Origin of the sequence: Streptomyces sp. NPDC048639, assembly GCF_043199075.1 — a bacterium.
In the GTDB taxonomy this organism is placed as follows: Bacteria; Actinomycetota; Actinomycetes; order Streptomycetales; family Streptomycetaceae; genus Streptomyces.
On the sequence record NZ_JBICVP010000008.1, the window covers coordinates 94,687 to 106,762 of the forward strand.

Here is a 12,076-nt window from a genome sequence, read left to right on the forward strand (position 1 = left end):
TCCGGCCGTCAGGCTATCGCCCCGTGCTGGGCGGCCGCTCGCGGGGATGAGGGGGGAGCGAGCGGCCGCCGGGGGGGTGCACGGCACCCGTGGGGGGGTGTTGTTCCGTCTGCCCCCCAACCAGAGGGCCATGCATAAGATTTTCGGCCGCTTTGTGGGTTGGTTTCCGGCCGCATCCGGACACGGGGGACTCGGGATGCGGCGATGGACGGCAGCCCGCGACCCGCCGATACCGTCATCGTCGTCGTGACGCGGACGCGGGTGACGTACGGGACGGGCGGAGCGCACAGGGGCGGGACCGGCGCCCCGGTGCTCAGTTGCCGGTGGCCGTACCGGCGTCGGTCCCCGTCCCGGTTCCGGTCCCGGCCCCCGGCTGATCCGTCGCGGTGCCCGCGCCCGTACCGGTACCGGTGCCCGTCCCCGCTCCGTCGGAGTCCGTGCAACCGCTGAGGCCCGTCTGCGTCTCGGCACAAGCCTTCGCGGCCTTCGGGGACTTCGCCACGACCATCGCGGTGTACGCGTCCAGGTCGGCGTCCGCCGTACGCTTCTCGGTCCTGCCCGCGGCCGTGACGGTGACCTCGTCGCCCGGTGCCGCCTTGGTGATCCGGGACCAAGCAGCGGCGCACACCTTGCTGTAGCGCACCTCGACGACCGCGGTGCCGACCGTCGCGTCGGCTACGGTCTCGGCGTACTCACCGCCGCAGCCCATGGCTTCCGGGTCGGCACCTTCGCACTGCTTGCCGGTGCACTTCACCCCGGCAGGGAGCTCCGGCGTCTTCGACACGGTCGGTGAGGGCGGGGGCTCGGCGGCCTCCGTGCCGTCGTCCTTGTTGAGGCCGAGCAGCAGCACACCGGCGGCGACCACGGCCAGCGCACCGGCGATCCCGGCCAGGAACATCGGTACGCGGCGCGCGCCCTGCCTCCGCGTGCCCCGTCCGCCACCGCCGCCGTGCCCCCTCCGGCCGTCCACGCCCGCGGCGTTCGCGGGCAGGGCGGGCCCCGGGCGATCGGCGCCCTGCGACTGCGCCACGGGGTCCACCGCGGGGGACTGGGCGGCCGGGGCTGCGGCCTGGGCGGGTGCACCCACCTCCGGGGTCTGCGCCTTGCGCGCCTTCCTGCCCTTGGCGGCCTTCGGCGGCTGCGCTCCGAACTCCCCCAGCGCGGCCCGGGCCTGGGAGACGCGGATCGCCTCCATCGTCACGTCGTGCCGCATCTCGGACCGGCTCCACGCCCGCTCCGCCAGCTCCCACATCGTGGTGAGATGGCCGCTGTGCGTGCCGGTCACGTCCGCGAGCGCGACGACCGCACCCTGCGGCGGCAGAAGCCTGCCGTTGAGGTAGCGCTCCCACGAGGTTCTGCTGTAGCCGGTACGGTCGGCGACCGCCGAGACGGACAGACCGCTGCGGTCGACGAGCCTGCGGAGCTGACTGGTGAACTCCCGTACCTGCGGGTCGAGTTCCTCGGGCAGCGCCCTCCAACGAGGCATGTGGCCTCCCCCTGTTCCCCCCGAATCGTTCTCCGGTCCTGGCGCCCTGGGCCCCACGGCACCCCGGTCCGGATGCCCAAGCACAGGATGTCAGTTCGACGCCCATGGTCGCGATGTGGGCCGGAACACCCTCGTCATGGACGGGACCCGGCACGGGAACGGGACACCCGCCACATTCCGGTGACGGTTGTTGCAGAGTCGCAGCTCCATGGCAGAACGGTCACTTCCGCGCCACAGCGGGCCCGTGAGCCTTGAGCCCCACCCGTGCGCACAAGATCCTCGTGTGCGGAAGGGACGCGCCACGGGGGCGCGGCAGCGACGCTCCCCTTCCCCACGCAACGGCGCCCGTCCTCACCCGGGGGAGAGGGCGGGCGCCGTTGCCTTCGGAGTTCCGTCGGCTCGACGTCGCGTCCGGACGCTCGGTCCGCCTCGTCGCCTTCGATCCTTCGGCCGTCGGTTGCCGCTCGTCGCTTGCCGCTTGCCGCTTGCCGCTCGTCGCCCTCGATCGTCCGTCGTCGCAGGCGTCAGCGCACCACTGCGCGGATCAGATCCTGAAGCCAGGGCATCTCCAGCCAGGGATCGGGTTGGATCATCATCGCCAGCAGCACGATCACGACTCCGAGCGCGCCGTACGTGACCATGTCCGTGAACCGCGACCGCACCGCCAGCATGCCGACCGACGGCAGGACGCGGCGCAGCACCGCACCCGCGATCAGCGCCAGACCGATGATGAGCGTGCCGATACGCACGGCGTCGGCGGCGACGACCAGCAGCCCGGTGGCGGTCCCGCCGAGCACGGCCAGCAGCGGCCACTGACGCGCGGGAGCGGGCGCGTCGCCCGATGCGGCGCGTCCCCCGCCCTCGGGCCGCGCGGTGTCCCGTGTGATCCGCGGGAACCTCCGGCTCCCGGCGGGCCGGGGCGTCTCCTCCTCGCCGCCGGAGCGGCCGTCGCGCTCCGCGAGGCGGCCTGCGCCGTCCGGCGCCGGCGCGGAAGACCCGGCAGCACCGTCGGCCCCGCCTGCATCTGAAGCCCCGGAGGACTCCGGGGCGCTCGAAGCAGAGGATTCCGGGGCGCTCGAAGCACCGGACGCGTCCGATGCGCCCGTTCCGTCACCCGCCGCGAAGGGGCGGCGGGATGCGGCCGCACCTCCCCCGAGGTGCGGTGCTCCGGGTGCGCCGTTCGCTCGCGCATCAGCAGCCATGGGTGGTCGACCCCTTCCCTTCCGGTGAGGGCATGGTTCCGAAGGTAGCGCCGTACGGCCGGGGAGCGGGCCCCTCGACGTCCGAAATGTGCGTCACACGGCCGAGCCCTGTCCCCGTACGGTGCGATGTACGGCAGGGGCGCGGCCCTCCCGCGGCGGGAGTGCACCGCAGCGGGACTACGCCGGCGAGGCCTGGTGCTCCGCCGCCTCGACGACGTTCTGGAGCAGCAGCGCCCGGGTCATCGGCCCGACACCGCCGGGGTTCGGCGCGACCCAGGCCGCGACCTCCGCCACGCCCGGGTGCACATCGCCGACGATCTTGCCGTTCTCGTCCCGGCTCACGCCCACGTCCAGCACGGCCGCGCCCGGCCGGACGTCCTCCGGCTTCACGATGTGCGGCGAGCCCGCGGCGGCGACGACGATGTCCGCCTGCCGGAGCTGTGCGGACAGGTCGCGGGTGCCGGTGTGGCACAGCGTCACGGTCGCGTTCTCCGACTTACGGGTCAGCAGCAGCCCGATCGAGCGGCCGACGGTGATGCCCCGGCCGATGACCACGACATGGGCGCCGTTGATCTCCACCTGGTGGCGGCGCAGGAGCTGGACGATGCCGTTCGGGGTGCACGGCAGCGGCCCGGGCTCGTTCAGGACCAGCCGGCCGAGGTTCATCGGGTGCAGGCCGTCGGCGTCCTTGGCCGGGTCGATGAGCTCCAGCACGCGGTTGGCGTCGATCCCCTTGGGGAGCGGGAGTTGGACGATGTAACCCGTGCACGCCGGGTCCTCGTTGAGCTCCCGTACGACCGCCTCGATCTCGTCCTGGCCGGCGGTCGCGGGCAGCTCGCGCTGGATGGAGGCGATGCCCACCTGCGCGCAGTCGCGGTGCTTGCCCGCCACGTACCACTTGCTGCCCGGATCGTCGCCGACCAGCAGGGTCCCGAGGCCAGGTGTGACCCCGCGGGACGCGAGCGCCTCCACGCGGGCGGCGAGTTCCGACTTGATCGCGGCGGCGGTGGCCTTGCCGTCGAGAATGTTGGCGGTCATGCCTCCATCCTCCCGGATGACGTGCGCCGGGTACCAATCCGGTCTCACCGACCACCTCATGCCAGGACAAACCGGCCTACCGGACTCGACAGCGGCCGTACAGGTCATGAGCATGGCCGAATAAAGCTGTCGCAATCGGGGGGCGCCGCAGCATATGGGTCTCCTTCCGGTGCGCATCGACCGTTGATCGCTCGGAGGAGCACATGAGTTACCCGCCCGGTCCTGGCAACCCGTACGGCCAGCCGCAGCAGCCCCCGCAGGGCCAGCCCTACGGCTACCCGCAGCAGCAGCCCGGTTTCCCGCAGCAGCAGGGATACCCCGGCTACCCCGGCGGCGATGCCTACGGCCACCTCCAGCCGGGCGTGCCCGGGGGCATGCCGCCCTTCGCCTCCTGGGGCGCGCGGGTCGGGGCCTCCCTCGTGGACTTCCTCATCGCCGGTCTCGTCCCGATGGTCCTCATCATTGCCGGGTATGCGCAGATCATCGGCGACGCCGTGAGCTCCGCCTCGGACTGTGCCCCGGGCGACCAGGCGTGCGTCGACGCGGCCGCCCAGTCCACGGCCGAGGGGTCCGGCGGCGCGATCGTGCTGATCCTCATCGGGGCGCTGCTCAGCACCGTCGCGGGCCTGTGGCTGGTCTACAGGGAGGGCAAGACCGGCCAGACGCCGGGCAAGAAGGCCCTGAAGATCAGCGTGCTGCGGGAGGCCGACGGGCAGCCCCTCGGCTTCGGCATGGCCTTCGTCCGCCGCCTGTGCCACACCCTGGACGGGATGTCCTGCTACATCGGCTTCCTGTGGCCGCTGTGGGACGAGAAGAAGCAGACCTTCGCGGACAAGATCGTGAAGTCGGTAGCCGTCCAGACGCACTGACCGGACTTCGGTGACCGGGCCTCGGTGACCGGGCCCCGTCACGCGGGGCCGGTGAACCGGTGATCGGTGCACCGGCCCCCCGGGGACCGGGTGGACAACCCCGATGCTCCGGACGACGATTGACCGGGCAAGGTACCGCGGCTGTACGGGGGGACGGGCCGCTGTTCCGTCCGGCCTCCGTGTGTCGACCGCGCCGTCCCCGCACATCCGCTCGGAGGAACCGTGAGTTATCCCGACCCCAACAACCCCTACGGCGGACAGCCGCAGGGGCAGCCGTACGGCGGCCAGCCCCAGGGCCAACCCCAAGGTCAGCCCTACGGCGGTCAACCCCAGGGTCAGCCCTACGGCGGCCAGCCCCAGGGACAGCCGTACGGCTACCCGCAGCAGCAGCAGCCGTCGCCGCCCGGCTACGCGTACCCGCAGGGCCACCAGGGCGCGCCGTATGCCGCGTACCCGGGCGGAGTTCCGGGCGTTCCGGGCTCCATGCCCGGCCAGGTCGTCGCCGCGCGCGTGCTGCTGTTCATCGCCGGCGCGCTGTGGGCGTTCACGGCGGTGATCGTCCTCATCTTCGGCATCTCCGCCGGGAACATGGGCGACGACCTGCCCGTCTCCGACTTCGGCAGGGTGGCGGCCGGGGCGGCGATCATCCTCTTCCTCGTCTTCGGCGGCCTGGCGGCTCTGCACCTCACGCCCGCGTCGATGTTCGGCAAGGGGCGCGGCGGCACCCGGATCACCGCCATCATCGCGGCGTCGGTCAACTCCCTGATCTCCGTACTGGCGTTCCTCTCCGCCGTGGCCAACGGCGGCAATCCGGTGCTCGCCCTGCTGTGGGCCGCCACCGCGATCGTGACGCTCGTCTTCTGCTGCCTTCGCCAGGCGGGCGAGTGGTTCAACCGTCCGCAGTACTGAACGCGCCGTCCCGGCACCTGCCGGGACGGGCCGGCCCGGCAGGTCGGTACGACCGCAACACCCCGTACGGTCAACGGAGTTGGTCCCACGACTCCGCACCGTCCCGCACCCGGCCACCGGCCTTCGGGCATCCGCGAGGGGCGCACCAAAAGACCATGGGTGCGCCCCTCGCGCCGCGTTGCGGCTGCGATCGGACGCTCAGTAGCCTGCTGACCGCTGCCGATCCTCGACCAGGGGGAACGTACGTGTTCAGCGTCATCGTGGTGCCCGACGGTTCCCGCGGCCCCGACTCCCAGATCCGGCTGAAGCCGGGCGAGACCCTGCGCTTCGGGCGCTGCGGTGAGGAACGGGCCGACGGCACGCCGTTTCTGACCATGCAGCATGCCGGGGTGTCCCGCTCCGCCGGGGAGATCACCGCCACCGCCACGTTCTGGACGCTGACCAACCTCAGCGGCCGTCAGACGTACGTGGTGGAGAACCCCGAGGGCGCCGGCGAGCACATCAAGGTCGGGCCGGGCCGGGTCGAGGCCCCGGTCCCCTTCGAGTTCTCCCGCGTCGTCCTCCCGGCCGGAAGCGACCTGGTGGGCTTCGACGTCTGGGCGCCGCGCCACGACTACCTCGAGAGGAGCGGCAGCAGCGGCGGCGAACCCACCGCTCTGCCCTTCCCGTTGGACCGCTCCAAGCGCTACTTCCTCGTCCTGGCCGCGCTCTGCGAGCCGAGGCTGCGCGGCGAGCCGCACGCCCCGCTGCCCACCACCGAACAGGTCGTGGAGCGGCTGAAGCCGGCCTGGCCCGCGGTGAACCGCACCACCGTGCAGTGGAACATCGACTATCTGGCCGTCAAGCTGCGCCTCAAGCCCCCCGCCGAATCCGCCCTCCCCGGGCCCCGGTTGAACGGCAAGAAGGAGTCGCTGGTCTCCCTGGCGCTCCGCTTCGACCTCGTACGGGAGGGCGAGCTCGACGTGATCGAGGGGCCGGTGCGGTGAGCGGCAGCGGCGGTGGCACGCCGTTCGCCGTCCAGGTGCCCAAGGGCTACCGGGTCGGCTGCTGGGAGGTACGCGAACCGCTGGCCTCCGGCGCCTTCGGCAGCGTCTATGCCGCGCGGCGGCGCGGAACTCCGGGCCCGGATGCCCCGCCCGACCTGCCCGGGTCCGCGGCGCTCAAGTTCCTGCCCACCGGCACCCGCACACCCCGCCAGCTCCGTCACCTGGAGGATCTTGCCCACCGCGAGCTGGAGTTGCACCGCAGGCTGCGCCGCCCGCGCCTGATCCGCATGTACGAGGCACTGACCGTGGACGATCCCGGAAACCCCGGCCTCGACGGCGCGACCGTGCTCGTGCTCGAACGCGCCGAGTGCTCCCTGGACGCCCTCCTCGCGGCGGCGGGCGACGGCCGGCTGCCGGACGGGCCCGCACTGCTCGCCCAGATCTGCGAGGGGCTGGCCCAACTGCACGGCGCGGGCTGGGTGCACGGCGACCTCAAGCCGGGCAATGTGCTGCTGATGCCGGGGCGCGCGGACGGTTCGCGTCGGACAGGCGGTTCGCGTGGGACAGGCGGTTCGCGCCGGACCGGCGATTCGCATCGGGCCGGTTCGCCTCGGGCCGGTTCGCCTCGTGCCGAAGGCGGCGGCCCCCGCGGCAAGGGATCCGCTGAACGGTCCGTACGGCTGGGCGACTTCAACCTCGCGGCCGAACTCGAGGGCACCCACGCCTACGCCCCCGCCTTCTCCACACCCGACTACACCCCGCCCGAACTGCTGTGGTCCGACATCGGCGAACGCGGCCAGCAGATCCGTACCACCGCCGACGTCTGGGCCTTCGGAGTCGTGGCCCATCTGGTGCTGGCCGGGACGCTCCCGATGCCCGGCGCCACCGTGGCCGCCCGCCGGGACGCGACCGTCCGCTACGCCCGCGGCGCCGAGGACCTGCGCCTCTCCCCCGAACTGCCGGACGGCTGGCGGGAGATCATCGGCGACTGCCTGGCCCGTACGCATCAGGAGCGCGCCGCGCACACCTCCCCGGAGCTGCTGCGGCGCATCGAGAGGCTGTCCGGGACGGGCCGTTCGCCCCGGCTGCCGCACCGGCTGGTCCGTACATCGCGACCGGGCACAGGGCGCCGCCCACGGGGCCTGGCGCTCGCCGTCACGGCGGCGGTGACGGCGGCGGTCGTCGGGCTGGGCTACGGCCTGGGCGTGCTGGGCGGCGGTGACAGCTCCGACGGGGACGGCGCGAGCGAGAAGGCCACCGCCGCCACGTACGGCAGGGAGGCGCTCCGCACGGATGCGGGCGTGCCGACCGCGTACCGCAAGCTCATCGTCGAGGCGGCTCACGCGTGCACCCAGGCAGAGGTGACCCCGCCGCTCATCGCCGCCCTGCTGAAGGCCGAGAGCGACTTCGACCCGGATCTCTCCGATCCGGCGAAGGACGAGTACGGCATCGCCCGCTGGACGCCCCGGGTGCTCAAGTTCTACCTCCCGCCCTCGCAGGTGCCTGACACCGGCGACCCGGAGCCGCCCTTCCCGCCCGAGGTCTCGATCCCGGCCGTGGGCCGCTACCTCTGCGTCATCGCGCCCCGGCTGGACGCGGATCTGAAGGGCAACCGCGAGGTGCTGGTCGCGGCCGCGTACCGCACCTCGTTCCGCAAGGTGAACGAGGCCGGCGGGGTGCCCGCCGCGTACCGCGACTACGCCGCGACCGTCGAGCGCCACCTCGAGCAGTACACACCCCGAACGCCCGCGCCGTGACCCTCGGATGTCCGAGGTTCCGCCGCGCCACCGGGGTGCGGTTGGCTGCCCGGTACCGGAAACGGGGGGAGACTCCGGCCCACGCGCCATGCAGCGCGGGGGCCGGAGTCCCGGGACGCACCGGTCATCGCGGGCCGCGGCCGGGGGAACACCGCATACGCGGACGGCGCCGGCCTGGACCCCATAGGTCCCGGACCGGCGCCGCCGGAGCTGTCGCGGCCGAAGTTGTCGCGGCCGAAGCTGTCGCGGCCGAAGCTGTCGCGGCCGGAGCTGTCGCGGCCGGAGCTGTCGCCGTCAGTGGAAGAAGTGGCGCGTCCCGGTGAAGTACATCGTCGCTCCGGCGCGCTTGGCCGCCTCGATCACCTGCTCGTCGCGCACCGAACCCCCGGGCTGGACCACGGCCTTGACGCCCGCCTCCAGCAGCACTTCGAGCCCGTCGGGGAACGGGAAGAACGCGTCGGACGCCGCGTACGAACCGGCTGTCCGCTCCTCGCCCGCGCGCTGGACCGCGAGCCGGGCGGAGTCCACCCGGTTGACCTGGCCCATGCCCACGCCCACGGTCGCGCCGCCCTTCGCGAGCAGGATCGCGTTGGACTTCACGGCCCGGCAGGCGCGCCAGGCGAACGCCAGCTCACGCAGGCCCTCCTCGTCCAGCGGGTGGCCACTGGCGAGCGTCCAGTCGGCGGGATCGTCGCCCTCGGCCTGGAAGGTGTCGGTGTGCTGCAGCAGGACACCGCCGGAGATCGGCTTCAGGTCGCCGGACTGCAGCGGTGCGCCCTCCACGCGCAGCACCCGGATGTTCTTCTTGCGGGCCAGCACCTCCACGGCACCGTCCTCGTAACCGGGGGCGGCGATGACCTCGGTGAAGATCTCGGCGACCTGCTCGGCCATCGCGACCGTCACGGGACGGTTGACGGCGATGACACCGCCGAACGCGGAGAGCGGGTCGCAGGCGTGGGCGTTGCGGTGCGCCTCGGCGACATCGTCGGCGACGGCGATGCCGCACGGGTTGGCGTGCTTGATGATCGCGACGCACGGCCGGTCGTGGTCGAAGGCGGCGCGGCGGGCGGCCTCGGTGTCGATGTAGTTGTTGAAGGACATCTCCTTGCCGTGCAGTTGCTCGGCGTCTGCGAGCCCGCCGGGGCTGCCGTCCGAGTAGAGCGCGGCGCCCTGGTGCGGGTTCTCGCCGTAGCGCAGCACGCTCTTGCGCTCCCAGGCACCGGCCAGGAACTCGGGCAGACCGCTCGACTCCGGCTCCGCGGCGTAGGAGTTGGTGAACCAGGAGGCGACCGCCACGTCGTAGGCCGCGGTGTGCTGGAACGCCTCGGCGGCCAGCCGCTTGCGCGTCGTCATGTCGAAGCCGCCCTCGCGTACGGCGTTCAGCACATCGCCGTACCGCGCCGGGCTGGTGACGACGGCCACCGACGGGTGGTTCTTCGCGGCGGCGCGGACCATCGACGGGCCGCCGATGTCGATCTGCTCGACGCACTCGTCCGGCGAGGCGCCCGAGGCGACGGTCTCCCGGAAGGGGTAGAGATTCACCACGACGAGCTCGAACGGGGTGATGTCCAGGTCGTTGAGCTGCGCACGGTGGGAGTCCAGGCGCAGGTCGGCGAGGATCCCGGCGTGTACGCGCGGGTGCAGGGTCTTCACCCGGCCGTCCAGGCACTCCGGGAAGCCGGTGAGCTCCTCGACCTTGGTGACCGGGATCCCGGCAGCGGCGATCTTCGCGGCGGTCGAGCCCGTCGAGACCAGCTCGACCCCCGCCTCGTGGAGCCCGCGGGCCAGCTCCTCGAGTCCCGTCTTGTCGTAGACGCTGACCAGTGCGCGGCGGATCGGGCGCTTCGTAGCTTCGGCGGTGGCGGTCACGGGATCATTACCTTTCGTCCCTCAATGCGGTAGCCGTTACGGGCCAGGCGCCCCACGACATCGACGAGCAGCTCTCGCTCGGTTTCCTTGATGCGCTCGTGCAGAGCGTCTTCGTCGTCCTCGTCCCGAACCTCGATCACGCCCTGGGCGATGATCGGGCCGGTGTCGACGCCGTCGTCGACGAAGTGGACGGTGCACCCGGTCACCTTCACGCCGTACGCGAGGGCGTCGCGCACGCCGTGGGCGCCGGGGAAGCTGGGCAGCAGGGCGGGGTGCGTATTGACGAACCGGCCACCGAACCGGGCGAGGAACTCCTTGCCCACGATCTTCATGAAGCCGGCCGAGACGACGAGGTCCGGCTCGTACGCGGCCGTGGCCCCGGCCAGGGCCCGGTCCCACTCCTCGCGCGTGGTGTGGTCCCCCACCCGGCACACGAACGTGGGGATCCCGGCGCGCTCGGCCCTCTCCAGGCCGGTGATCCCCGCGCGGTCGGCGCCGACCGCCACCACCGCCGCGCCGTAGCCGTCCGGGTCGGCGGCGATGGCATCGAGGAGGGCCTGGAGGTTCGTCCCGGATCCGGAGACGAGGACGACGAGGCGGGCCGGGGCGGACGGCTGGCGGGGCGAGGACACAGCGGGGCTCTTTCTCACGGGCGCTGACGGGACCTGTGGTCCGGGTCGAAGGACGTCGTCGTAGGGTCGTACAAGTGAGGGCGACCCCCGCAACCGGAAGACCCTACGAAGCCGCAGACCGCCAGCAACGATACCGGCACACCGAGCGGCCCCCGCGGGACGGGGCCACCGGGGGGAGGTAGCGTCTGGAGCACGAACCGTCCCGCCGGGTACGGAATGGGCGGGATGACGACACAAGGGGAAGACACACTCCACATGCCGGAACGACGCCGCCGCGCGGCTTTCCTCACGCCCACGGCCCCGTCCTCCGCTGTGCGACGGGGGGACTTCGGCCCCGCCGCGCTCCCGGGGGCGACCCTGGCGCTGCGCGTTCCTCTGTCCGGTGCTCCCCTCACGACGGCGGGAACAACAGCGTTCCCGGTGCACACCCCCGCGGATGCCGCCGGTGCGGCGGTGCTCCGGCGCGAGCGGAAGTCGCCGTCCGCCACCCCGCCGCCCGAGGACGAGGACAACCCCTTCGCGGCGCCGCCCGAGAACCGGCCCGAGCAGCCGTGGCGCCCGCGCGGGCAGCGCGACGGCTCGGACGGTACGGATGGTTCGGGCAGTTCGGGCTCTTCCGATGGATCGGACGGCTCGGACAACGACGATGACAAGAACGGCGACGACGGCCGGCGACAGCCCCAGTGGGGCAGCCAATGGAGCAGCCGGCAGCCCGGCCGCCAGGGCGGCAGCTTCGGCGGCGGCCCCGGCGACCGCCGCCCTGGCGGCGGCCAGGGCGGACCCGGCGGACCCACCGGACTGCGCTGGGACCCGACGGATCCGCTGCAGCGCCGCGCCCGCTTCGCCCTGCTCGCGGGTATGTGGGGTTTCTTCTTCGCCCTGTTCAGCCTGCCGGAGATCGCCCTGCTGCTGGGTGCGCTCGCGCTGTACTGGGGCATCAGCTCCCTGCGCGGCCGTGCGGGCCGTACCCGCGAGGGCGAGGGCAGGAGCACGGGCGCGACCGCGAGCGACATCGGCACGGGCACCGCGCAGGCCGCCTCGCCGGAGGCGGGCCGCCCGACCGCGGCCGGCGGCTCGCCGCAGAGTTCCCGGCCACAGACGACGGCCGCGATCAGCGGACTGGTCACGGGCGGGATCGCGCTGGCGATCGTGGCGGCGACATTCACCTTCCAGCTCGTGTACCAGGACTACTACGCGTGCGTGGACGACGCGTTGACGACCTCCTCACGCCAGTCCTGCGAGGACCTCCTCCCCGAGCAACTGCGCCCGCTGCTGAACGCCCAGGACTGACCGGCTCCCGAGCCGGCGCCACCGCATCCCCGGCTCCC

10 protein-coding genes are annotated in these 12,076 nt (G+C 72.9%); 5 read left to right on the forward strand and 5 right to left on the reverse strand.

The window, feature by feature from the left end:
- Positions 1-313 precede the first annotated feature (313 nt).
- The 3 genes from ACGFNH_RS22320 to ACGFNH_RS22330 all read right to left on the reverse strand — a co-directional run bounded on the left by ACGFNH_RS22320 (position 314) and on the right by ACGFNH_RS22330 (position 3,726).
- Complete coding sequence (locus tag ACGFNH_RS22320) at positions 314-1,486, reverse strand: helix-turn-helix domain-containing protein (RefSeq protein WP_393656319.1); 1,173 nt, start codon at positions 1,484-1,486, stop codon at positions 314-316.
- 524 nt (positions 1,487-2,010) lie between these two features.
- Positions 2,011-2,688, reverse strand: coding sequence for a DUF3017 domain-containing protein (locus tag ACGFNH_RS22325; RefSeq protein ID WP_393656321.1), 678 nt, complete (start codon positions 2,686-2,688; stop codon positions 2,011-2,013).
- Positions 2,689-2,865: 177 nt separating this feature from the next.
- Positions 2,866-3,726, reverse strand: a complete 861-nt coding sequence (locus ACGFNH_RS22330) for a bifunctional methylenetetrahydrofolate dehydrogenase/methenyltetrahydrofolate cyclohydrolase (RefSeq protein ID WP_393656323.1) — start codon at positions 3,724-3,726, stop codon at positions 2,866-2,868.
- A 203-nt stretch (positions 3,727-3,929) separates the two neighbouring features.
- Between ACGFNH_RS22330 and ACGFNH_RS22335 the strand changes: the two genes are divergently transcribed.
- From ACGFNH_RS22335 to ACGFNH_RS22350, 4 genes are all read left to right on the forward strand, one after another.
- Positions 3,930-4,595, forward strand: coding sequence for an RDD family protein (locus ACGFNH_RS22335; protein ID WP_393656325.1), 666 nt, complete (start codon positions 3,930-3,932; stop codon positions 4,593-4,595).
- Positions 4,596-4,817: 222 nt separating this feature from the next.
- Positions 4,818-5,504 (forward strand): hypothetical protein, encoded by a 687-nt coding sequence (locus ACGFNH_RS22340; protein WP_393656327.1) that lies wholly within the window; start codon positions 4,818-4,820, stop codon positions 5,502-5,504.
- 245 nt (positions 5,505-5,749) lie between these two features.
- Positions 5,750-6,490 (forward strand): FHA domain-containing protein, encoded by a 741-nt coding sequence (locus tag ACGFNH_RS22345; RefSeq protein ID WP_393656329.1) that lies wholly within the window; start codon positions 5,750-5,752, stop codon positions 6,488-6,490.
- A complete protein-coding gene (locus ACGFNH_RS22350) occupies positions 6,487-8,247 on the forward strand; it encodes a protein kinase (RefSeq protein ID WP_393656331.1) in 1,761 nt (586 codons plus the stop codon). The genes ACGFNH_RS22345 and ACGFNH_RS22350 overlap by 4 nt, the downstream gene beginning before the upstream one ends.
- 294 nt (positions 8,248-8,541) lie before the next feature.
- On the opposite strand, the gene purH is transcribed toward ACGFNH_RS22350, so the two are convergent.
- Together purH and purN are read right to left on the reverse strand one after the other, a co-directional pair.
- Complete coding sequence (purH, locus tag ACGFNH_RS22355; protein WP_393656333.1) at positions 8,542-10,116, reverse strand: bifunctional phosphoribosylaminoimidazolecarboxamide formyltransferase/IMP cyclohydrolase; 1,575 nt, start codon at positions 10,114-10,116, stop codon at positions 8,542-8,544.
- Positions 10,113-10,748 (reverse strand): phosphoribosylglycinamide formyltransferase, encoded by a 636-nt coding sequence (gene purN, locus ACGFNH_RS22360; protein ID WP_393656335.1) that lies wholly within the window; start codon positions 10,746-10,748, stop codon positions 10,113-10,115. Before purN ends, purH begins: the two co-directional genes overlap by 4 nt.
- A 420-nt stretch (positions 10,749-11,168) precedes the next feature.
- On the opposite strand from purN, the gene ACGFNH_RS22365 reads away from it, so the two are divergent.
- The gene (locus ACGFNH_RS22365) at positions 11,169-12,038 is read left to right on the forward strand and encodes a hypothetical protein (protein ID WP_393656337.1); all 870 of its coding nucleotides are present in this window, start codon (positions 11,169-11,171) and stop codon (positions 12,036-12,038) included.
- Positions 12,039-12,076 lie beyond the last annotated feature (38 nt).